Source organism: Pseudomonas sp. MRSN 12121 (genome assembly GCF_000931465.1).
In the GTDB taxonomy this organism is placed as follows: domain Bacteria; phylum Pseudomonadota; class Gammaproteobacteria; order Pseudomonadales; family Pseudomonadaceae; genus Aquipseudomonas.
The window spans coordinates 2,917,189-2,940,453 of the sequence record NZ_CP010892.1 but is presented as its reverse complement, the minus strand read 5'-3'; the positions used below and the strand labels follow the sequence as shown (position 1 = coordinate 2,940,453).

Genomic DNA, 23,265 nt, shown 5'->3' with positions numbered 1-23,265 from the left:
CGGGTTTGCCTCGGCACGTTGACAGATCGATTTCCAGCCAGTATTTATCCACTCGGATAAATAAATCCGGATCCCATCCAAAATGCCGTGACCGGTTGCCTGAGCACGGCAATAACAACAAGTGGCGGCCTGTTGGCTATGCCCGCACGAGGGAAGATCGATGAAATACCCGCACACCACCCGGTTCACGGCCTGGCGCCGCTCACTCGTCATGGCGATGCTGCTGACCAGCGCATCGGTACCGGCACTGGCGCAGGACGGCGCCCGGAGGCCGAACTTCCTGCTGATCGTCGCCGACGACCTGGCTTACTCCGACCTCGGCGCCTTCGGCGGCGAGATCGCCACGCCGAACCTCGACCGGCTGGCCCGCGAGGGCCTGCGCTTCTCCGGCTTCCACACAGCGCCGACCTGTTCGCCGACGCGCGCGATGCTGCTCTCGGGAACGGACAGCCATCGTGCCGGGTTTGGTGCGATGGCCGAACGCATAGCCCCTAACCAGCAAGGCAAGCCCGGCTACGAAGGTTACTTGCGACCGCAGGTCGCGACCCTGGCCGAACGCTTCGCCGCCGGCGGCTACCGAACCCTGATGGCGGGGAAATGGCACCAGGGCCTGAGGCCGGAACAGGACCCGCATGCCCGCGGCTTCCAGCGCAGCTTCGCTCTGCTGCAAGGCGCCCACAACCACTACGGCCTGGACTTCGCCGATCCCGACAAGGCGCCGGAGCAGAACACCGGCGGAGCAGTGTTCACTGAACAGGGTGTGCGCCTGGCGAAGCTGCCGGACGGGTTCTATTCCTCCGACTACTTCACCAGCAAGCTGCTGCAGTTCCTTAGTGACAAGCAGGCCCCCGACCAGCCGTTCTTCGCCTATCTGGCCTTCAGCGCCCCCCACTGGCCGCTGCAGGCGCCCAGGGAGGTGATCGACAAATACCGCGGACGCTACGACGCCGGCTTCGATGTGCTGCGCGAGCAGCGTCTGCAACGCCAGGTCGAACTCGGCTTGCGCCAGGCCGATACCAGCGCCCACGGGATGGTCATGACGCGCCGCTGGGATCAGTTGACCCCGGAACAGCAGCAGCTTGGCGCACGTGATATGGAGGTCTACGCGGCCATGGTGGACCGGCTGGACCAGAACGTCGGCCGGGTGGTCGACGAGCTCAAGCGCAGCGGCGAATTCGACAATACGGTGATTCTCTTTCTCTCTGACAATGGCGCCGAAGGCCGTGATACCGGCACGACCAGGGAAATGCCCAAGGACGCCGACAACCGCCTGGAAAATCGCGGCAACGCGACCTCCTTCTTCGGTTATGGCCCTGGCTGGGCCCAGGCCGGCACGGCCCCTTCGCTGCTGATGAAGTACTACTCGAGCGAAGGTGGGACCCGCGCCCCGGCGTTCCTCAGCTACCCGGGCCTGAACCGTGCCGGAGCGATCTCCAACGCCTTCCTGTCAGTGGCCGACGTGATGCCGACCTTCCTCGAACTCGCCGGCATTCCCGCCTCGGGCACAACCTTTGAGGGGCGCGCGGTCGAACCCATCCGCGGGCGCAGCTGGATACCCTATCTGCAGGGCAAGGCCGACTACGTCTATGGCCCGGACGATGCCATCGGCACCGAGCTGTACGGCTCCCGGGCGTTGCGCCAGGGCGACTGGAAAATCACCGATACCGGCAATGGCACCTGGAAACTGTTCAACATCGCCAGGGACCCGGGCGAAACCCTCGACCTGAGCAGCGAGGAACCGGAGCGGCTGACCCGGCTAAAAGCCTCCTACGCCCTCTATGCCCAGGACGTCGGCGTGATCAGCCCGCCGGTGCCGGTGCTGCCGCAACCTTGACTGCCCTCGGCCGCGCCTGAGGCTGCGCTGCCCGTCAGTGCCGGTTCGACGCTGGCGGGCAGCGCATCGCCGCCAGCGGAGCCCGCCGTCCCATCCGGGCCGGCAGCCGCTTTCAACCGTCGCGGAAGATGAACTTCATGACCGCCTCGGCGTGGGCTTCGATCGCCTCGGGCAAGAGGGCATCGCGCTCATGGACGAATCGCAGCTCAGCGGTGACCAGGTAAGGCATCTGCGCAATGGCCACCACCATGTACAGCATCATCACCGGGTCCAGCCCCGCGATGCCGGCGGGCAACTCGACGTTCTCGAGAAAACCCAGCGTCCGCGCGTGATTGGGGCGGATGTAGTGCTCGGCCAGCCATTGCAGCCGGTCCGAACCTTCGATCGACTCCTGGACGATCAGCCGGGCGTGCTCGGGATGCCGTGCGCAGTAATGGACATAGGCACGGATATAGCGCTTCAAGGCATCGATGGGTGACGGATCGCGCGCAAGATCCGGCGGCGGGATCTCCTGTTCCAGGCGCTCGAACAGGTAAGCCGCGCTTTCGCGCCAGAGCTGCTCCTTGCCACCGAAGTGGTAGCGGATCATCGCATGGTTGACCCCTACCCGATCCGCGATATCGCGCAGGCTCACCGCCGCGAACCCTCGGGCCGCGAACAGATCCAGCGCGGTCTGCAGGATCTCGGTTCGCGTTTGCTCGCTGCGTTCCTGCTTAGCGACTCGTGGCGTGTTCATGCGTCATCCCTACCGGCCAATATTTTGAATGGGCGCAAGTCTGGCGCAGGTCTCGGAGTATTGACAAGCCTATTTCGCCGAGTAATTATCCGACCGGATAGTTTTCCACCGCGCACTCATCTGATGCGAAACAACCCCGTGGCGAGGCATCGAAACGGGCAAAACAATAGCCAAAATGGCCTATGCGGAGATTTGCAAATGATCGGGTTCGTAGCGCGCAAGGCACCGTCCAGGATGTCGTTGGCACGCAAGATTTCCCTCGGTGCGGGCGACTTCGGGGTCAACCTCTACTGGCAGATCGCATCGTTGTTCCTGCTGTTCTTCTACACCGAAGTGCTGGGCCTTTCCGCCTACACCGCCGGCCTGATCTACATGAGCGCACTGATCTGGGACGCGATCGTCGACCCGCTGATCGGCGCCATGGCCGATCGCACCCGGACCCGCTTCGGCCGCTTCCGCCCCTACCTGCTGCTGGGCGCCGCGCCACTGGCCATCGCCTTCGTGCTCATGTTCATCCTGCCCCGCGGCGACACCACCCAGCTGGTGCTGCTCACCGTGGTCAGCCACTTCGCGTTCCGGACCTTGTTCGCCCTGGTCTCGGTGCCTTATGCCTCGCTCTATGCCCGGGTCACCCAGGACAGCGCCGAACGCGCGACCATGGCCGGCATCCGCATGGTGTTCGCCATTCTCGCCGCCATGGCCGTCTCGGCGACGCTGCTGCCGGCGACGCGTCATTTCGGCGGCGGGACTTTCGCCTGGGGGCTGGTGGTGGGCCTGTTCGCCTGCCTGGCCAGCGCCATGCTGATCATCGCGGCCATCGCGGCGGGTGCCGATGACTCGACGCAGGACGAGCCGCCGACAGCCGCCAACAGGCCGGATGCCAAACGCCTGCTGGGCGCCCTGCTGAGCAATCGAGCGCTGCTGATCGTGCTGGGCATCACGCTGATGAACTCGCTGGCCAGCACCTTTTTCTCCAAGAACCTTCTCTATTACTTCAAGTACGTGCGCAACGACGCCGACTTCGGCGGCACGGCGCTGGCCCTGATGGCCTGCGTAGCCGCGCTGGCCGCGCCGCTCTGGGCCTATGTGGCGCGTTCGCGCAGCAAGCGTTTCGCGCTGCTGGCAGGCACCGGTTTCTACTGCCTGGGCTTTGTCCTCTGGTACCTGTTCAGCGCCTCGGGGTATGCCGTGCTGCTGGCGATTCTCGCCTTGCTCGCGATCGGCGCCAGCGCCACCGCCGTGTGCTTCTGGGCCATGGTTCCGGATACCGTCGAGTACGGCCAGTGGCGTTCGGGCATTCGCTGCGAGTCACTGATTATCGGCACGGTGATCTTCGCCCAGAAGGCCGCGCTCGGCATCGCCGCCGGCAGCCTGGGCCTGGCGTTGAGCAGCATCGGTTTCGTGCCCAACAGCCTGCAGTCGGCGCATACCACCCAACTGCTGCTGAGCACCATGTCCGGCGTGCCGCTGCTCGGCAGCCTGGGCGTGTTCCTGCTCGCCTGGATCTACCCCATCGATCCGGCGACCCACCGCCGCCTGCTCGAGGCCCTGGCCCTGCGCTCCCAGGAGGAGCCTGACAGCCCCGGCCTGCCCGCCACCTCGCCCTTGCCCGGGACGTAGACGCAGACCCCGCTCCACCCCTGCGAACAACAATAATCCTTAAGGAAATCCATATGATGGCTACTCGCGCGCACCCGCAGAATACCGATTCCAGCCCTCTGTCCGAGGACACCGCGGCGCTGCGCTTCTGCTCCGACTTCGTCTGGGGCGTAGCGGCCTCCGCCGCGCAGACCGAAAGCCGCAACGGCCGCGGCCCCAGTAACTGGGATGCGCTGTGCAACGAACGCGGCGCGATGCTGGATGGCTCGACCAATGCCCTGTGTACGCAGTTCGAGGATCTGTACCCCAGGGATCTGGAGTTGCTGGCCCAGGCCCGTGTGCAGGCTTTTCGTTTCTCCATCGCCTGGCCCCGGGTCCAGCCGGATGGCCCTGGCCCGGCGAATGCCGCCGGCCTGGCGGTCTACGACCGGATGGTCGACGCCATGCTGGAAAAAGGCATCACCCCCTGGCCAACCCTGTTCCACTGGGACGTGCCGGCCTGGGCCGGGGATTTTCGCCAGCGCGAGATCTGCCAGCGGCTCGCCGACTATGCCGAGATCGTGGCACGCAAGCTCGGCGACCGGGTGCAGCAGTGGATCGTCCTGAACGAGCCGAACAGCGTCGCCCTGCGCGGTTATGCCGCCCAGGTCCATGCCCCGGCGTTCAACAGCGCCGAAGCCGCGTATGCCGCGATCCACCACCAGAACCTGGCACAGGGCCTGGCGTTCCAGGCGCTGCGGGCTACCCTGCCGGGCGGGCATCGCATCGGCACCACGGTGAACCTGCAACCGGTACGTGCCGAAACGAACTCCGCCCAGGACGAACAAGCCGCGCGCATGGTCGATGCCCTGTGGAACCGCGCCTTCGTCGACCCACTGTATGGCAAGGGCTATCCGCGACTGGCCGCCGGCCTGATCGCCCCCTACGTCGCCGAGGGCGACATGGAACTGATCGCGGTCAAGCCCGATTTCCTGGGCATGAACTATTACAGCCGGATCTATGTCAGGCAGGCCGCCGATCACGTGCTGGGGATCGCCCAGGGCCAGGCGCCCCGGCATCTGGCGAACACCGATTACTTTCATGTCGAGCCGGACGGCCTCACCGAAATGCTCCTGCGCCTGCACGACGAGTACGACGCACCGCAGCTGTACATCACCGAAACCGGCTTCGCCATGCCCGATCCGCAACCCCGGGACGGCGTGGTGGATGACCTCGGCCGGATCGCCCATCTGGCCGGCTACCTCAAGGCCGCACAAGCCGCCCATGCCCAGGGCGTGCGCCTCAAGGGGCTGTTCTATTGGTCTGCTACCGACAACTGGGAATGGGCCCAGGGCTTCGCCAAGCGCTTCGGCCTGATCCAGGTCGACCGCGCCACCCTGGCCCGCACGCCGAAACGCAGCCTGGGCTATTTCGCCGACTGCATCCGCCACAACGCCGCCCTCGACGCGCCACAGACCTGAGGTATCGCCCAGCCATCGAACACTGCTTGTCCGGTGGCGCCGCGACCCGGCTCCAGGGTCGCGCGCTCACCTGCTGTACAGCCGGATCGACAACAACGGCGCCGCACTGACGGCGCCAATAACAATGATCAGACTATCGAGTGTTTTCGCCATGGATATCTTCCTTCGGACTCGCCCCCTGCCCGCTGCCGCGCGTGCAGGTTTCGCCCTCACCGGCCTGTGGTCGCTGTGCCTGGCACTGCCTGCCCAGGCGGTGGAGTTCTCTTTCGCCGACAACCAGGTCAGCGGCTCGCTGGACACCACCGTCTCCTACGGCAGGCTGTGGCGCGTGCAGGGCCAGGACAAGAACAACGACGACATCAACGGCAACGACGGCAACCGCAACTTCGGCACCGGCCTGGTCTCGGAGGTCTACAAGGTCACCTCCGACCTCGGCGCGACCTACCAGAACTACGGCCTGTTCCTGCGCGGCTCGGCGTTCTACGACACGCAGATCATGGACAAGCGCTCGGACTACTACGATCGCAGCTTTGCGCAGCAGCCGAGCCAGTCCTACCCCCGCGACGACCATTTCACCGACGAGACCCGCAGTGTCGCCGGACGCAACGCGGAGATCCTCGACGCCTATGTGTACGGCAACTGGGAGGTGGCGGGCAGGCCGCTGACCGCCCGCCTGGGGCGCCAGGTGTTCAACTGGGGGGAAAGCCTGTTCTATCGCGGCGGGGTCAACACCACCAACCCCGTGGATGCCTCGGCCTTTCACCTGCCGGGCTCCGAGGTCAAGGAGGTGCTGATGCCGCTGGAAGCCCTGAGCTTCAACCTCGGGCTGACCGAGAACCTGTCGATGGACGCCTTCTACCAATGGAACTGGAAGGAAACCCGCATCGACCCGGTCGGCACCTTCTATGGCAGCACCGACCTGTTCGCCGATGGCGGCAACACCGCCTACACCCCGGTCAGGTCGCTGGCCAATCCGGCCTTCCAGAGTCTCTATCGACAGTTGGCGGGGGCCCATGTGGCGGGCCTGCAGGGCACCGATTACCTGGGCGCCAATGGCGTGATCAAGGCCGCCAGCGTCGGCCCGGACATCAATGCGAAAAACGATGGCCAGTTCGGGGTGGCCTTCCGTTACATGGCCGAGTCCCTCAACTCCACCGAATTCGGTTTCTACTTCGTCAACTATCACGCCAAGGAACCCTCGGTCGCGGCCCATGTGAATGGCGCCTACAGCGGGGTCAACCTCGACCAGTTGGCCGCGCTCGGCGGCTTTGCCAGCTACAACCAGCTGGCCGCCGCGGCGCGTGGCGGCAATGCGGCGGCGGCCCAGACCCTGGGGCTGGTCAATGGCGCGACCGTGGTAGACCTGACCAACCAACTGGTGGCGCAGCGCGAATACCCGGAAGACATACGGATGCTGGGGGTGAGTTTCAACACCAACGTGGGCAACGCCACAGTGTTCGGGGAACTGGCCTACCGGCCGAACCTGCCGATAGGCGTCGCCACCACCAACGACCTGCTCGGCGACCTGATGAGCCAGGCTCCCAACCTGAGCAAGGGCCAGTCGGTCACGGTCGGCAACCAGAGCATCGCCCTGGGCAACGGCCCGATGGTGCATAACTACGAGCGGGTGGAGTCCTTCAATACCTCTATCGGCACCCTTTACAACTTCGGCCCGACGCTGTTCTTCGACACCATGACCGGAGTGGCCGAGATCGCCAGCGACCACGTGCGCGGCAGCAGCCTCAAGTACACCGCCCAGGATGGCAGCACCCGGTATTACGCCAGCGGCGCGAACAAGGGCTATGTCTCCGGCTATGGCCGCGACAGCCAGGCCGATCGCAATGCCTATGGCTACACCCTGCAACTCGCGGGCACCTGGAACGACCTGTTCGCCGGGGTCAACCTCTCGCCTTACGTGGTCTACAAGGAAGACTTCAAGGGCAACTCCTCTTCCGCCGGCAACTTTATCGAAGGGCGCAAGGCCCACACCCTGGGCCTCAAGGCTTCCTACCGCAACACCCTCGAGGCCGAACTGCAATACACCGCGTTCTATGGCGCCGGAAACAACAACAGCACGCGTGACCACGACAACGTCGGGTTCAACGTCAAGTACTCCTTTTAACCCACCGCCCATGCCGCGCCATTCGACATGGCACGGCGGGTTTCTCACGGAGATTCACCATGCGTCATCTACCAGCCCTGATCGTCGCTTCCGCTGCCCTGGTGCTGTGCACCGGCAGCGCCGTGGCCGCGGTTTCCGCCAGCGAGGCGGGCAAGTTGCACACCACCCTGACCCCCATGGGCGCGGAAAAGGCCGGCAACGCCGCCGGCACCATTCCCACCTGGACCGGTGGCCTGACCCAGGCACCGGCCGGCTACAAGTCGGGGCAGTACCGCAGCGATCCGTTCAGTGCCGACAAGCCCTTGTTCACCATCACCAAGGCCAACCTGGAGCAGTACAAGGCCAATCTCACCGCCGGTGAAATCGCCTTGTTCAACACCTATCCGGACACCTTCAAGATGCCGGTATACCCGACCCGTCGTTCCGGGTCGGCGCCACAGTGGGTCTACGACAACATCTTCAAGAACGCCACCAGTGCCAGGCTGGTCGAGGGAGGAGTCGGCTTTGCCGATGCCTTCGGCGGCGTTCCCTTCCCTATTCCGCAGAACGGCGTCGAGGCGCTGTGGAACCATGTCGCCCGCTACCGCGGCACCTTCCTTGTGCGTAATCCGGCAGAGGCGGCGGTGCAACGCGACGGCAGCTTCACGCCGGTCACCAGCCAGTACCAGATGCTCTCTCGCTACTACCAGCAGGGCAGCAGCTTCGACAAGCTGAACAACACCCTGTTCTACTACCAGACGGTGACCAAGAGCCCGGCGCGCCTGGCCGGAACGGCCTCCTTGGTACGCGAAACCCTGGACCAGGTCACGGAACCACGCCAGGCCTGGACCTACAACCCCGGCCAGCGCCGTGTCCGCCGCGCCCCCTTGTTCGCCTACGATACGCCGGGTTCCTCCTCGGACGGCCTGCGCACCATCGACGACCTGGACATGTTCAACGGCGCGCCGGATCGCTATGACTGGACCCTGGTCGGCAAACGGGAAATCTACATTCCCTACAACAACTACAAGACCTCCAGCCCCGAGCTGAAATACCAGGACCTGCTCAAGCCCGGCCACATCGACCCGCAATATGCCCGCTATGAACTGCATCGGGTCTGGGTCGTCGAGGGCAAGCTCAAGCCCGGCGCACGCCACGTCTACTCGCGCCGCACCCTGTACCTCGACGAAGACAGCTGGAGCGCCGCCGTGGTCGACCAGTACGACGGACGCGGCGAATTGTGGCGAGTGTCCATGGCCTATCTGTCGAACCTCTACGACCTGCCGACCACCATGAGCGTGCTGGACGTCTACCATGACCTGCAATCGCGGCGCTACATGGTGCAGCTCATGGAGAACGAAGCGCAGGGCAGTATCGATTTCAGCCAGCCGGTGCCGGACGATGAGTTCTTCAGCCCTGCCGCCCTGCGTGCCCGCGGCGTTCGCTGACCCCTCGCCCGTCGGGCAATCCGATGGGCAACCCCTGCCGGGGCGCACACCAGCGGCGCCCCACGGCCAATCGCCGAACCATCCCCTTCTCCTGGAACCCGATAATGTTCGACTTTGCCCTATACCCCAGCCTGCGCGATCGCGGCGTGCTTATCACCGGAGGCGCCAGCGGTATCGGCGCTGCCTTGGTCGAACAGTTTGTGCACCAAGGGGCGCGTGTCGCCTTTCTCGACGTGGACGATGAAGGCGCCACGGTACTCATCGAGCGCCTGGCCGATGCCAGGCACCCGCCCCTATACCTGCATTGCGACCTGACTGATCTGGATGCGCTGGAAACCGCAATTGCCAGCGCTCGCACGCAGATCGGAGCGATCGCCGTGCTGATCAACAATGCCGCTAACGACTGGCGGCACGAACTGGCCGATATCGACGAAAGCGCATTCGAGCGCAACATGGCAATCAACCTGCGCCACCAGATTTTCGCCACGCGTGCGGTGATCCCCGACATGCATCGACTGGGCGGCGGGTCGATCATCTGCCTGGGCTCCACCGGCTGGATGCGCAAAAACCGCGGTTATCCGCTATACGCCACTGCCAAGGCAGCGTTGCGTGGCTTCGTCAATGGCATGGTGCGCGAGCTGGGGCAACAGCGAATCCGCATCAATTGCCTGAGCCCCGGCTGGGTCATTACCGACAAACAGGCACGCCTGTGGCTGGACGAGGAAGGGCTGGAGCAAATCAAGCGCGAGCAGTGCCTGCCCGGACTGCTCAAGGCCAACGAACTGGCGCGCGCCGCCCTGTTCCTGGCAGCTGACGATAGCCGTATGTGCACAGGCCAGGACCTGGTCATCGATGGTGGCTGGGCCTGACAGCCCCCCCGCCCGAAGGTTGCCTGCGGGACGCTCGCCCGTTCATGACGCTCGCGATCAACCCCTGCCAACCCGAACGCCACTGGAAAGCGGCATGCGGGTTGGCAGGTTGCTACGGATTACAGCCTGGCTTCAAACGGTGCAGCGCAACGGCGATCACTCCACCTGTTTGCCCTGCGCCTTGAGCTCACGCAGCAGTCGTGGCACGTCCTGGACCGGAACATTCGGGTCGTAAGTGCCTTCCAGAATCTGCGTCAGGTATGCGCAAGCGTTGCGCACGTCGGCATCGTCGCTCTGTGCGTGGACCTTGATCGTTGGCAACGCCGCACGCGCCGCCTCCCCGCAATAGGTCAGCGAGTTGATGGCCTGCAAGCGCAGCGGCTTGGGTTGTTCCTGCGCCAGATAGCCGGCCAGCAACCTCACCGATTGCTCGGTTTCCTGCAGGTGCACCAACGCTTCCGCCGCGACAATGCGCGTTTGCGGACGGTCTTCGTGAAGGATTTCCAATAACCGCGATTTTGCTGGCGCGGCCTCTTCGCCCAGCATCAGCAAGCCACTGACGGCCCAGAACCGCATTATCTCGTTGTCATCGTCCAGCGCCTTGATAAAGGCTTGCAGGTTCTCTGGTTTGCGGCACGCGGCCAGTTCGGCCAGCGCCATGATGTTGGCCAACGGGTAAGCACCGGGCCGCCGGCTGTTGAGATAACCCTCCAGCGGCGAGCCCTCGGGAATGAAGCCGTTGTCGTTGACGTCGAGCATCTGCTGGTCGAGGGCTGTCCGCAGCTCCTGGAGTTTGCCCTGGTGTTCGGGAACGGCCGCCAGGTTGACCATCTCGTCCGGATCACTGCGCAAATCATAGAGTTCTTCATAGGGGCGCTCCTCGAAGAAGGCCCTCTGCTGCGAGGTGAGTCGACCCTCCTTGAGCAGCGCCGACCAGTCGCGATACCCCTTGGCCAACCAGGCAAACGCCTGGTATTGCCCGCCAATGCGATGGGGCATGTAGTTGCGGATATAGCGGTAGCGGGTATCGCTCACGGCACGAACGAAATCGTAGCGCTCATCCATGCGATTACGCATGCCGAACGCGTATTGCCGGGTCTTGGGCGACGGCCCAGCGAACAACGGCGAGCCCTGCATATGCGCTGGCGCCGCGATGCCCGCCAGCGCCAATACGGTGGGCGCGAGGTCGATAAAGGTCGCCGGTGCCTCGACCTGAGTGCCGGGACGCGCGTCCACCAGGTGCGCCCACTTGGGGGGAACCCGCACGATCAGGGCGCAGCGCAAACCTTCCTCGTAGCAATAGCGTTTGCTGCGCGGCATCACACCGCCGTTGTCGGAGTAATAGAAGACGATGGTGTCATCGGCGAGGCCATCCGCCTCCAGCTCGGCCAGGCGCTCGGCAATCTGGCCATCCATGCGCTCCATCAGGTTGTAGTAGGCGGCGAAGTCAGCACGAATGCCCGGCGTATCCGGCATATAGGGGGGCACCCGGACATCCGCCGGCTTGACCACCCCCTCCACACCGCGAAAGATGCGCGATTCATGGGTGCTGGCGTAATTGAACACCGCCATGAAGGGCTGGTCGGCCGCCCGCTTGCGCCAGTGCGCGGCGTCGCTGCTGTCGTCCCACACCGAGGCCGGCTCGACATCGCAGTTGTAGTCGGTCTTGGCGTTGTTACTGCAGTAGTAACCGGCCTCGCGTAGCAATTGCGGGTAGGTCTTGAACTGCGCGGGAAACTCCGCCCGCGCTCGGTGGTGGTTGGCTGGGGCGCAGGATTGCGCCAGCACTCCGGTAAGAATGCCGAAACGCGAAGGCGCGCAAACCGGGGCGTTGGAATAGACGTGCCGGTACAGAATGCCCTCACGCGCCATCCTGTCGAGGGTCGGGGTTCTCGCCAGCGGATCCCCATAGGCGCCGATAAAAGGATAATTGTCCTCGCTGACAAGCCACAGAATATTGGGTCTGGACTGGACCCGGTGATCCTTGGCCAGCGATACCCCCGTCAGGGAAGAAGCCAGCAGGAGAGACCCCAGTTGCAGAAAACCGCGGCGATCGATAAAGGGCATGCTTGTGTTCACTCATCAGGGGCCGGTACATGGCCAGACAGGGATCGATCGGGTGGGCAAAACGTACGCCCCCCCGTTGTTCATGGTCGGGGCTGGAGATCAGGTCCGCCGGACACAACGAAAGCCGACATGGCTCGTCGTGGTATCCAGGGGCTGTGGAATACGCGCAGCGGGACGATAGCGCTGGCAGTAGTTCGCCGCGCAGAGATGCGATCCTCCCTTGAGGACCTTGCGTCCGATACGCAGGCCGGGTGTTGCCGGGTCGTAACTGTCTTCCTCGCACCCGCCTCGCGGATTGGCCGGCACACAGCAACTCGGCGCGGGCTGGGAGTCATTCAATCGAAACCAGTCGGCGGTCCACTCCCAGACGTTGCCGATCATGTCGAACAGGCCATGCCCGTTGGCCGGAAAAGCCCCCACGGGTGAGGTACGCTCCCAGCCGTCATGCCGCAGGTTCTCCCAGGGAAACCGGCCCTGCCAGTAGTTGGCGAGCATTGCGCCGTCGGGCGCCAGGCTATCGCCCCAGGCAAACTCGCTGGCCTCCAGCCCGCCGCGCGCGGCGTATTCCCACTCGGCTTCGGTCGGCAACGCCTTGCCTGCCCAGGCCGCATAGGCCTGGGCATCTTCATAAGCGATATGCACGACCGGGTGATCCTCAAGGCCGATGATCGAACTGCCGTTGCCCAGGGGTTCGCGCCACCAGGCGCCGAACCGGAACTGCCACCATTGGCCCACATGGCTCAAGTCGACAGCCTGGGACGGCGCGCTGAAAACCAGGGATCCGGCCTTCGCCATCTCTGCCGGCATGCCCGGATAGTCGGCAGGATCGGGGGCTTTCTCGGCAAAGGTGCGGTAGCCGGTGGCGGCCACGAACGCCACGAACTGGCGGTTGGTCACCGGGGTTGGGTCGATCCAGAACGGATCGACCCTGACTTTGCGAACGGGCCGCTCCTCGGGATAGAAACGCTCTGAGCCCATGCTGAATGTTCCGCCCGGCAGATAAACCATGGCGTCCGAGTGAGCTACCGGGCTGGACATTGCCGCCGCTCCTCGCTTGAACCCGACGGGCCTTTCTTCAACAGGTGGCAATCACGCTTGACTTCGTTCAGGGCTCCCTGGCGACCAGCGCTTCGCGCCGATCGAGCGGGCGGGAAACCCACAACCTTCGCTGCAGGAGAGTGAAAACAGCCTTTGACGCTGAACGCCAGGCTGCCGGGCAATCGGTCCATTCCTGTTACCTTTTCTTGTTATTGGCGGGTGGTGCACAGACCCAGGGTCGGATGTCGGGCCTGGCCACGAACGCGAGTTCGACGGCAAAGGCGCGGTGCCGATGCACCCCGAAGAAAAAACAATCCAACTGGATAAATATGCAGAGAGCCTTTTCCGATGTCAACGCCCTTTGCTCTTCCCGGAAGACTTTCCCGGAGGGTCGATCACTGGCGCCAAGCCGGCGCTCGGGGGGTGGGATGGCGTCTGGCTCGCGCAAGCCTCGTAGCGTTGCGACGGGCCAAGCAAAGGCCGCAAATTCCGCCGCTCGGCACCGGACGCACAGGTGAAAGGACCGATGGTGCCGCAGAAACGACAACGCCCCTCAAGGGAGGGGCGTTGTGGGTGAAGCGTTAAGCTCGCTTACAGCTGGATCAGGTTGGCGATCTTCACGTCCGGATCGACATCGGCTTCGTAGTCGACGCCGTCGATCTCGAAACCGAACAGGCGCAGGAACTCCTGCTTGTAGCCGGCGAAGTCGGTCAGCTGGTAGAGGTTTTCGCTGGTGACTTCATCCCACAGCTGCTTCACGCGGTCCTGGACGGCAGGTTCCAGTTCCTTGTAGTCGGCGCGCAGGCGGCCTTCCTGGTCGACGATCGGGTTCGGGTTGTACAGGCTGTCCTTGTACAGGCCGTAGACCTGCTCGATGCAGCCTTCGTGGGAACCCTGCTCCTTCATGACCTTGAACAGCAGCGACAGGTACAGCGGCATGATCGGGATCGCCGAGCTGGCCTGGGTGACCACGGCCTTGAGCACCGATACCCGCGCGTCGCCGCCCAGGTCCGACAGTTCCTTGCGGATGCCGATGACTTTCTGGTCCAGGTCCTTCTTGGCTTCGCCGATGGAACCGTTCCAGTAGATGTCGTGGGTCAGCTTCTCGCCCAGGTAGGTGAAGGCGGTGGTCTTCGCGCCTTCGGCCAGCACGCCGGCTTCATGCAGCGCGTCGATCCACATCTGCCAGTCTTCGCCGCCCATCACGGCCACGGTGCCGTCGATTTCTTCCTGGGTGGCGGGCTGCAGGGTGGTTTCCTTGACGATTTCCTTGTCGGTGTCGACACCGCGCAGGGTCACCGACTTGCCCAGCGGCTTGAGGGTCGAGCTCAGCACTTCGCCGGTCTTCGGGTGGGTACGGCGCGGCGCGGCCAGGCTGTAGACCACCAGGTCGATCTTGCCCAGGTCGCGCTTGATGGTTTCGATGGTCTGGCGCTTCACTTCGTCGGAGAAGGCGTCGCCGTTGATGCTCTTGGCGTACAGGCCCTTGGCTTCGGCGAACTTGTGGAAGGCCGCGGAGTTGTACCAGCCGGCGGTGCCGAGCTTGCCGTCGACGCTACCGCGCTCGAAGAACACACCCAGGGTGTTGGCACCGCAACCGAAGGCCGCGGTGATACGGGCCGCGAGGCCGTAGCCGGTGGACGCGCCGAGTACCAGTACGTTCTTTGGCCCAGCGTCGATGGCGCCTTGTTCGGTGACGTAGTCGATCTGTTGCTGGACGTTGGCTTCGCAACCGACCGGGTGGGTCGTCACACAGATAAAGCCGCGAACGCGGGGTTTGATGACCATACACAATCTCCCAATTTCAATATGCCAAGAGCCAATACGGGCTGCAGCAGCGTCACTTGTTCAAGTCGTAGACGCTCGGAACGCCGTCGCGTCACGCCTTGAGTTTTCAAGGGGTGCAAATTTGCCCGCCAGCATAAATTCATTCCGGGATTTGGGCCAGAAACCTTGCGCCGCCCCTACGCTCCGCGCGCGGCCGATACCGGCCTGCCCGGCCACCCCTTGTGTGGCCGGGCAGCACAATCACTTGTTCAGCCTGCGGGCATCGTAGGCATCCAGGGCCTGGTAGGCGGTGTAGGTCGCCTGGGCCGCCAGCAGGCCGGCGAGGCCGAAGGTCGGCACCAGGCCGAACTTGCCGAAGCCCTGGGGAATCGGCAAGGCGCTGGCGATGGCATCGGCCAGGACCTCCCCGGCCACGGTGGTGGGCGCCATGCCGTGGCCGCCAAAGCCCACGGCGTGCCACACGCCGTTGTCGTCGCGACCGATCTGCGCCATCTGCTGGCGGCCGTAGCTCATCAGCCCGCCCCAGGAGTACTCGATCTGCACATCCGCCAGCTGCGGGTAGACCGTCAGCAGGTCGGCCTTGAGCAACCCGGCGATGGCCTGCGGCCCGCGGTCGAGGATGGAAATGCGCCCGCCCCAGAGGATCCGGCTGTCAGCCAGCGGGCGGTAGTAATCGAAGGCGAACCGGGTGTCGTAGATCGCCGACTCGCAGGCGATCGCGTCCTTCAGGCGTGCCCCCAGCGGCTCGGTGGCGACCACGTAGGTGGCGATCGGCAGCGTGGCGCGCTCCACCGGGCGGTACAGCCCCCGGGCGTAACCACCCGCGGCGAACACCACCTGCTCGGCCTGCACTTCGCCGCCCGCGGTCTTGATCAGGAACTTTCCGTCCTGGCGCTCGATCGCCAGGGCCGCCGAGTGCTCGTGCAGTGCGATGCCGTGGCGGACCACCGCCGCGGCCACGCCATAGACATATTTGAGCGGGTGAAAGTGAAAGGCATTGCGCTCCAGCAGCGCGCCGAAATAGCGCTCGGTCTTGAGCCGTTCCTTGAGCTCGCCAGCGGGCACCGGCTGCCAGTCGACGCCGTAGACTTCCTTCATCAACTGCCGCGGCTTTTCCAGGCGCGCCGGGTCGTTGAACCAGTTGGCCAGCAATACGCCCTCGTCGACCAGATCACACTGGATGTCGTATTGCCGGACCCTACGGCGGATCAGCTCGACGGCGTCGATGGTCAGCCGGTACAGGCGCCGCGCCTCGTCGCGGCCCAGGGTCTTGAGCAATTCGGCATTGCCCAGGCAATAGCCGCCGAACACAAAGCCGCCGTTGCGCCCCGAAGCGCCGTGCCCCACGGTGTGGGACTCCAGCACCACCACGTCCTTGACCCCGCGCTCGGCCAGGCCCAGCGCCGTGGACAAGCCGGCCAGGCCGCCGCCCAGGATGCAGACCCGGGCCTGTACCCGCCCGCCAAGGCGCGGGTAGGCGGTCTTCTGCACCGTGGCCTCGTAATAGCTTTCGAGAAAATCCCTGCTCATGGCTCAGCTCCGCGCCTGGGTGATTCGTGGCTCGAGGTCCCGGCCGCGGCGGCTCGTCGCCTCCGCCTCCTGCTCGCTGTCGAAGCGGGTGCCGATCTTCGAGAAATTCATCTCGTCGAGCCGGACGAACCGCGACCGGCTGACGACCTTGTGCGCCAGCCAGATGACCACGAACAGCGCCAGGCCGATGTAGGTGGCGGTCAACCCGGCCCAGTCGATGCTGTCGCCGAGCAGCGCCTGGTAGTTCTGGCCGAGCGTGACGCACAGGCACAGGACAAAGGCGAAGATCGGGCCGAACGGGAAGAACTTCGACACATAAGGCAAGCGCCCCAGGTCATGGCCCTGGCGCACATAGCCGCGACGGAAGCGGTAATGGCTCAGGGCGATGCCCAGCCAGGCAATGAAGCCGAGCATGCCCGAGGTATTGAGCAGCCAGTTATAGATCTGCCCCGGGCTGAAAATGAAGGTCAGGAAGCACAACCCGGCCACTGCGGTGGTGGCCGCCAACGCCCAGCGCGGGGTGCCGGAACGGCTCAGGCGAGCGAAGATCGCCGGCGCCTTGCCCTCCACCGCCAAGCTGTAGAGCATCCGCGAGGAGGCATACATGCCGGAGTTGCCCGCCGACAACACCGAGGTCAGGATCACTGCGTTCATCACCGCGGCCGCGCCCAGCATGTCGGCCCGCTCGAAGATCAGGGTGAAGGGGCTGACACGGATATCGGACACGCCGTTCTGCAGCAGGCTGGGATCGTTGTAGGGGATCAACAGGCCGATGATCAGGATGGTCAGGACGTAGAACAGCAGGATCCGCCAGAAGATCTGCCGCACCGCGCGGGGCACATTCTTGCCCGGGTTGCGGGTTTCGCCCGCGGCGATCCCGACGAACTCGGTGCCCTGGAAGGAGAAGCCGACGATCATCGCCACGCCGATCAAGGCGCCCATGCCGCCGACCACCGGAGCATCGCCGATCGACCACAGCCGCGGCCCGGCGTTTTCGCCGCCGCTGATGATGCCGAACAACATCAGCACGCCGACGCCGATGAACAGCAGGATAGTGATGACCTTGATCAGCGAGAACCAGTATTCCGATTCGCCGAACAGGCGTACCGAGGCCATGTTGAGCCCGGCTATAAGCAACAGGAACACCGCACTCCAGATATACCCCGGCACATCGGGAAACCAGTAGGCCATGATGATCTGCGCGGCCACCAGGTCGACGGCGATAGTTACAGCCCAGGAATACCAGTAGTTCCAGCCCAGTGCGAAGCCGAAACTTTCGTCGACATAGTTCGCGGCATAAGTGGAAAAGGACCCGGTGACCGGCATGCAGGCCGCCAGTTCGCCGAGGCTGGTCATCAGGAAGAACACCATGAGGCCGATGACGATGAACGCCAGCAGCGCCCCGCCCGGCCCGGACTGGGCAATGGTCGCTCCCGAGGCGACGAACAGCCCGGTGCCGATGCAGCCGCCGATGGCGATCATGTTCAGGTGTCGCGGGGTCAGGGTCCGCTTCAACCCGCCGCTCGTGTTCTCGCTATGAAAATCGCCAGTCCTGTCGCACGCGGCCGGCACTTGCTGGGTGTCTGTCATGGTTCGCCTTCTTATTATATTTAAGCCACCGATGGTCGGATCGCGCTGTGGGGAAGTGTCCCGTGGTAGTTTTTTCCACGCCCACTAAAGCCCACAGGTGGATCCATGACAAACGACTTTCCTGCATCACATCAGTCCCTTGGGGAATACGCAGGCAGTTACAAGCCCTAAATAAACTTGCACTTACAAAGTGCCATTTCCCTTACAAGTTAAAACCATAAATCCCGCGTATTAGTTGGACTTTTCAGACAGCCAAATAGAAATCCCCTACCTGTTAATAACGGGATCCGGACCAATGATTTATAGGGGCTAGCCTGCGCAAGCCTCGAAGCAGCCTGCCCGAGAATGGCCCTGAAGTGACAGGTTTTCGGAAAAGCGTACGAAAGGAGCCAAGCCTGACGAACCCGGACGCAGCCCGATCGATTGAGGGAAATCCCTCATTGCAGGGCCCAGGTCGCGTCTCTAGCATGGTTTCGGCAATCGACCCATTGGAGAAAACCATGGCAACCCCGCAGAGTGACGACAAGCGCCCTACCCCGGACCAGGCAGAGGACAATGCGTTTTTCCCCTCGCCCTATTCGCTGAGCCAGTTCACCTCCCCTAAATCCGATCTCAGTGACGCCGACTATCCCAACGCCTACAAAGGCGGCCGCTGGAAGATCCTGCTGATCGGCGCCGACGAGCGTTATCTGCTGACCGACAACGGCACGATGTTCTCCACGGGCAATCACCCGGTCGAGACGCTGCTGCCCATGTATCACCTCGACAAGGCCGGCTTCGCTTTCGATGTCGCGACGCTGTCCGGCAACCCGGTGAAGTTCGAGTTCTGGGCCATGCCGTCGCAAGACACCGAGGTGCAAGGCTTCTACGGCAAATACCGTGAACAGTTCAAACAGCCTCTGAAGCTGGCTGAAGTGATTGAGACGGCGCTGGGCGAAGACTCGGACTACATCGGCGTCTTCATACCCGGTGGCCACGGCGCCCTGATCGGGCTGCCAGACAGTGCCGAGGTGAAGTCCGTCCTGCAGTGGGCGGTCGCCCATGACAAATTCGTGATCTCCCTGTGCCATGGCCCCGCGGCGCTGCTGGCGGCGGGCATCGATGAATCGAAGAGTTCCTACCTCTTCAACGGCTACAAGATCTGCGCGTTCCCCGACAGCCTCGACGCGAAGACCCCCGATATCGGCTATATGCCGGGGCATCTGACCTGGAAGTTCGGCGAACGCTTGCAGGCGCTGGGCGTGGAGATCGTCAATCAGGATATTTCCGGGGCGACCCTGCAGGACCGCAAGCTGCTGACGGGCGACAGCCCATTGGCGGGCAACAACCTGGGCAAGCTGGCAGCGCACGCACTGTTGAAAGAGGTCGCAGCCGGGTGAACAACGGACCTGCCGAGGCCGCCATCCGCGCCGCACTCGACATAGAGGCGGCGCACAAGCTCGAATCGATCCAGAAGGCTGTCAGGGAGTTCGCAACCCCCTACGGCTATGATCGATTCGTGCTGTTTTCCGCTTCGTCGGCAAGCGATGAGGTGGTCGAGCGCATCTATTGGGTCGAAGGCCGTTGGTTCGGCGACGGCCCCGGCGTCGATGCCGAGACCTACGTGCGGCGTTGCCCGGTCACCCGCCACATTCTCAACGCGCGCGAGGCCTTCTTCTGGCGAAAGGAGCAAAAACAAGGCGAGGAACGTTATCAGGTGATTCGTGCTCCGGGCGGCCCGGGGGTCCAGGGATTGCAGGTGCCGGTGTTCGGGCCGCAGGGGCTCGAAGGCGCCATGAGCCTGGGCGGCGAAGCGGTGGACGGATCGCCACGGGTCCGCCTCGGCTTGAGCCTCATCGCGACCGCGGCTTTTTTCTCCGCGCGCCGGTTGCTCGAAGCGCCCCCGGGCGAGGCGCTGAAAAACCTTTCGCAGCGAGAGCGTGAAGTGCTGGCATGGACAGCCGCCGGGCGGCGGCAAGCGGATATCGCGGCCACCCTGGGCTTGTCGGAACGCACGATAGAAAACCACTTGCGTTCGGCCCGCCGACGCCTGGGCGTGGCGACCACCGCACAAGCGGTCAGGATGGCGATTCGTAATGGCGAGATTGAGGGTTGAAAGGACGAAATGGCAGTGACAGGCAGCGCTGATGGGCGTCAGGGACTGGTGCCATATGATTGCGTCTGTAGCAGAGTCAGGCGATCCCTGCCTTTGCAGCAACGATCAAAAACAGTCCCGCCCTCGATACGCAGCAATAACAAAGGCGCGGCAGTTTATATCCGCACCTCAGGACCCTACGTGAATACCACTCAGCAAACTCACTTGTCAGTCTCGTAGATGATCTCACCCATGATTTCACCCGTTTTCTCTACTACCTTCCCCGCGCATAAGAGGCCACGCCAGCAATGCATCCTGAGCACTAAAGGCGCTCTACCAGGGTGTTCGCAGCGTTCAGACAGGGTTCGTCAGTCAGCAGCTTGGCACGCCAGCCAGCTATCTCATTCTCATCCACATCCAGGCGTTTGAGCCACTGATCGGCCGACCAGCCGACCAGGCGCAGTTCGCCGTCGTGAGAGCCGCCGTGCAACGAGCCCACGGTCTCGTAGCGGATGCCCTTGAGGACATGGTTCAGCAGTACGTAGGGGGCGGGTCGCGGGTCTTCGGCATCGCCGCCGAGGTAGGGGTAGGCACCGGCCTGGATCACTACGCCAGCACCGTAATCGTAGAAAGCAAAATGGCTGGAGAGCAGTTGGGCGCGCAAAGCGTCCAGCCCCCCAACGAGGTCCAGGCGTTCCTGGTCGAGTACGGTTAGCCAACTGACGGTCTTGATCCTGATGGGTTTGAACTGCGGACGATTAGCCAGCAATCCCGCAGTGCCGATATCCAGGCCAGGCATGCGCGCCGCCATAAAAGCCTCAGTCGGCTGATTATCGTCCCGGTTGGTTATCGAGAGGTTGTAGGCATGGCCAGCATAGCCCTGCTCTGGATTCAGTCGCCGTGCGAAGTCCAGGAACAGTTGCAAGAATCTCAGTGGCTGCTGTTCCTGATAGAGAAGTGGCACGGAGAATTCCAGAACGCTAAGGTCATCCCCTATCTTTGCTTGCCAAGCGGCTTGGCCAAAAATATCGAAGTACCAAGCGCTCGCATCATTGGATTGCTTGCCGCTGGTGTAGTAAAAGCTCAGCGGGTAATCCTCATCCATATTGGCCAGCATGTCGCGCAATGGTTTTGCATCACAGTACGCCGTCAGCGGCTTGCCCTCTGGCGGTTCCTCACGCCATAGCCAGGTGAGATAAGGCTCGGCCAGTCGCTTGAACGCGTCGAAGCATTGGCACAGTGCCTCGCGCACCAGAGGGGTATGGGCCTGCTTGAAGTAGAGCGTGCCCCGTAGGCAGAGTACGGCGCCAATATAGTCCTCGGGGCCGCCCTTCATTAGCAGGTTGCCGGGCACTTCCAGCAGATGGGGTTGTTTGGCCAGCTCCTCAGCCAAATTGAACTCCTGTTCCATAAGACTTCCTCCGAATTAATAGGCTGGGATCATGGGCCGAGGGGAACGACCGCGCGTCAGGATAAACATCACGCCACCAGCGATAGCCGCAGCCCAGTCCAATTGTTCCACCGGAACCCTGGACTGCTGGTTTTCCTGGCTACAGTCACAATCGGTAGATTTCATTTCGACGAGCTTGCGTTCATCGCCAGCGATCTTCTCGTAGGCCATTGCCTGCTTTCTATCCGGTGGATCAGGCGGAAACTTCATCTCCACCACCTGCTTGATATTGTCCTGGGTCGGCGGCTTTTTCGGGTCCTTAACGATCACCACATCAGGCCGGCGAATCATACCTCGACCCGGCTTGAACGGCGGATGCTCCGGGTCTTCGTCCCAGTACTTGCTGATCCAACCTGGAATCCAGCCATGAGGACTGTTGCCACTCTGGCTGTCCAGAATCGGCTGCGGCGGGTTCTTGGTCATGTCGTAGCTGACCTCGGGTTTGTAGGGGCTACGACCTTGGAGAATTTCATCCAGTTCGCCCAGACGCTGGGCTACGCACGCCTGCTTGAGGTTCTTGCCACTATGGCTGACGTTGGGCGTGGCGCAGCAGTAGCAGATCGCCGAGCACAATACCTTTTTGTCCTGCGGATCGAGCTTGGGTTCCAGAATGCCCACGGGGTTGATCTTGCCTTCCGGGCTCATGCCACCCTGAGAGAGGCCGGGTTGATCGATCACGCTTCGGCTCCCTGCACCAGGTCGATATGGATCGACTCCGATGCAACGTGACGGACCCACGACGTCATGCCTTCGGCATCCGTGGTGTCAAGCGTGCTCCAACCGCCACTGGACCAAACCTTGACCTTTCGCCCGGCAACAGGTTTGCCCGTTTCCTGGTTTATGAGCTGGAAGCGTCCGGAATAAGGCGCGGTACTGGTGTCCGGCGATGTAATGGAAGGGACGGCAGCCGGTACGAAGATATTCCCGATGATCACCGTACCCGAGCCGCCGATGATCACGTTACCGTGTGCACCGACGCTGCCCAGGGTGGCAGCGGGTTGACCGTTGATGAAAACACTCGATGAAACACCGGATACGATCGGACTGCCGCAAGCGGATACATCGTCTTGCCGGGCGGCGGACAAGCCATCGAAAATGACGTCGGGAGAACCACTGACGATGGGGTTGGTGCCATGACCCGGCAGAGGACAGGCCGTTGGGTCGGTGACACGGGCGGCGGGTTTTCCACTCATTGTGCAGTTCCTTGCCTGAGCATGATGAAGCGTCGAGACATAGGCGGAAGGCCTCAGCGAGAAGTCTTGCTTTCGCTAGAGGTGAATGGCACTTCAAAGCCGGGTTGGAGCAAACCGGGGATGCCATTGTCATCGGCGTATTCCCGAATCTGCGAGGAGCTTTGCAGGCTGCTGATAATGGTGTCGCCGTTATCGGTGGCACTGCCCACAATGGCTATCGGGAGACCCTGGTGGGTCAGTGAAGCGCCGGCACCGGAGATGATCTTGCTTTCGGTGCCGTCCGGATAACGTACCCAATCGCCCACACAGGCGTTTCGATGGCCGCTGACTTTTATACTGGAGCTGGCCGTGGCGACTTCGCCCCCCAGACGGGTTCTGGCACCTAGCGTGGCAAGGTCGTAAGTGCCTTTTATGGGACGTGCCGCGTGCTTCGCCATGAATTTGGCAGCCAGGTGCTGCCCTTCCTCTACGGTGTATTTCACTCTGGG

Annotated in this window: 18 protein-coding genes; 8 read left to right on the top strand and 10 right to left on the bottom strand. The window is 63.2% G+C overall.

The features are described from left to right. Positions 1-211: 211 nt before the first annotated feature. Entirely contained in the window at positions 212-1,834 is a 1,623-nt protein-coding gene (locus TO66_RS13485) for an arylsulfatase (protein ID WP_044466025.1), read from the top strand. 112 nt (positions 1,835-1,946) lie between these two features. Here TO66_RS13485 and TO66_RS13480 read toward each other — a convergent pair whose 3' ends face one another. Then, entirely contained in the window at positions 1,947-2,570 is a 624-nt protein-coding gene (locus TO66_RS13480; protein WP_044462782.1) for a TetR/AcrR family transcriptional regulator, read from the bottom strand. 198 nt (positions 2,571-2,768) lie between these two features. Between TO66_RS13480 and TO66_RS13475 the strand changes: the two genes are divergently transcribed. The 5 genes from TO66_RS13475 (at position 2,769) to TO66_RS13455 (ending at position 10,047) form a co-directional block, all read left to right on the top strand. Then, on the top strand, positions 2,769-4,190 hold the full coding sequence (locus TO66_RS13475) for an MFS transporter (RefSeq protein WP_044462781.1): 1,422 nt from the start codon (positions 2,769-2,771) through the stop codon (positions 4,188-4,190). 53 nt (positions 4,191-4,243) lie between these two features. Continuing rightward, on the top strand, positions 4,244-5,629 hold the full coding sequence (locus TO66_RS13470; RefSeq protein ID WP_082061082.1) for a glycoside hydrolase family 1 protein: 1,386 nt from the start codon (positions 4,244-4,246) through the stop codon (positions 5,627-5,629). Between the two features lie 151 nt (positions 5,630-5,780). Further along, on the top strand, positions 5,781-7,751 hold the full coding sequence (locus TO66_RS13465; RefSeq protein ID WP_044462780.1) for a DUF1302 domain-containing protein: 1,971 nt from the start codon (positions 5,781-5,783) through the stop codon (positions 7,749-7,751). A gap of 59 nt (positions 7,752-7,810) precedes the next feature. Further along, a complete protein-coding gene (locus tag TO66_RS13460) occupies positions 7,811-9,178 on the top strand; it encodes a DUF1329 domain-containing protein (protein ID WP_044462779.1) in 1,368 nt (455 codons plus the stop codon). 104 nt (positions 9,179-9,282) lie between these two features. Beyond that, entirely contained in the window at positions 9,283-10,047 is a 765-nt protein-coding gene (locus TO66_RS13455; protein WP_044462778.1) for an SDR family NAD(P)-dependent oxidoreductase, read from the top strand. A 156-nt stretch (positions 10,048-10,203) separates the two neighbouring features. Here the strand turns inward: TO66_RS13455 and TO66_RS13450 are convergent, their stop codons facing one another. The 5 genes from TO66_RS13450 to TO66_RS13430 form a co-directional block, all read right to left on the bottom strand. Then, positions 10,204-12,114: a sulfatase-like hydrolase/transferase gene (locus tag TO66_RS13450; RefSeq protein ID WP_044462777.1), complete on the bottom strand. Its 1,911-nt coding sequence runs from the start codon at positions 12,112-12,114 to the stop codon at positions 10,204-10,206. Positions 12,115-12,213: 99 nt separating this feature from the next. Continuing rightward, the gene (locus tag TO66_RS13445; RefSeq protein WP_080925971.1) at positions 12,214-13,152 is read right to left on the bottom strand and encodes a formylglycine-generating enzyme family protein; all 939 of its coding nucleotides are present in this window, start codon (positions 13,150-13,152) and stop codon (positions 12,214-12,216) included. Positions 13,153-13,743: 591 nt separating this feature from the next. Then, entirely contained in the window at positions 13,744-14,940 is a 1,197-nt protein-coding gene (gene fabV, locus TO66_RS13440) for an enoyl-ACP reductase FabV (protein WP_044462776.1), read from the bottom strand. Positions 14,941-15,180: 240 nt separating this feature from the next. Then, positions 15,181-16,470 (bottom strand): FAD-binding oxidoreductase, encoded by a 1,290-nt coding sequence (locus TO66_RS13435; RefSeq protein ID WP_044462775.1) that lies wholly within the window; start codon positions 16,468-16,470, stop codon positions 15,181-15,183. Positions 16,471-16,473: 3 nt separating this feature from the next. Next, the gene (locus TO66_RS13430) at positions 16,474-18,060 is read right to left on the bottom strand and encodes an amino acid permease (RefSeq protein WP_044462774.1); all 1,587 of its coding nucleotides are present in this window, start codon (positions 18,058-18,060) and stop codon (positions 16,474-16,476) included. Positions 18,061-18,560: 500 nt separating this feature from the next. Here TO66_RS13430 and hchA point away from each other — a divergent pair, with 500 nt between their 5' ends. Both hchA and TO66_RS13420 read left to right on the top strand, forming a co-directional pair. Continuing rightward, positions 18,561-19,439 (top strand): glyoxalase III HchA, encoded by an 879-nt coding sequence (gene hchA, locus TO66_RS13425; RefSeq protein ID WP_044462773.1) that lies wholly within the window; start codon positions 18,561-18,563, stop codon positions 19,437-19,439. Further along, positions 19,436-20,155, top strand: coding sequence for a PA1136 family autoinducer-binding transcriptional regulator (locus TO66_RS13420; protein WP_044462772.1), 720 nt, complete (start codon positions 19,436-19,438; stop codon positions 20,153-20,155). The genes hchA and TO66_RS13420 overlap by 4 nt, the downstream gene beginning before the upstream one ends. A gap of 301 nt (positions 20,156-20,456) precedes the next feature. On the opposite strand, the gene TO66_RS13415 is transcribed toward TO66_RS13420, so the two are convergent. Genes TO66_RS13415 through TO66_RS13400 form a run of 4 tightly spaced genes read right to left on the bottom strand, consistent with a single transcriptional unit; the run spans position 20,457 to position 23,259 of the window. After that, the gene (locus TO66_RS13415) at positions 20,457-21,545 is read right to left on the bottom strand and encodes a DUF3396 domain-containing protein (RefSeq protein WP_044462771.1); all 1,089 of its coding nucleotides are present in this window, start codon (positions 21,543-21,545) and stop codon (positions 20,457-20,459) included. Between the two features lie 15 nt (positions 21,546-21,560). Further along, positions 21,561-22,262, bottom strand: a complete 702-nt coding sequence (locus TO66_RS13410) for a VRR-NUC domain-containing protein (RefSeq protein ID WP_082061081.1) — start codon at positions 22,260-22,262, stop codon at positions 21,561-21,563. Continuing rightward, positions 22,259-22,834 carry a PAAR domain-containing protein gene (locus TO66_RS13405; RefSeq protein WP_227698297.1) on the bottom strand — a complete coding sequence of 192 codons (576 nt, stop codon included), beginning with the start codon at positions 22,832-22,834 and terminating at the stop codon, positions 22,259-22,261. Before TO66_RS13405 ends, TO66_RS13410 begins: the two co-directional genes overlap by 4 nt. Next, positions 22,831-23,259 carry a PAAR domain-containing protein gene (locus TO66_RS13400; protein ID WP_177330400.1) on the bottom strand — a complete coding sequence of 143 codons (429 nt, stop codon included), beginning with the start codon at positions 23,257-23,259 and terminating at the stop codon, positions 22,831-22,833. The genes TO66_RS13405 and TO66_RS13400 overlap by 4 nt, the downstream gene beginning before the upstream one ends. Between the last annotated feature and the right edge of the window lie 6 nt (positions 23,260-23,265).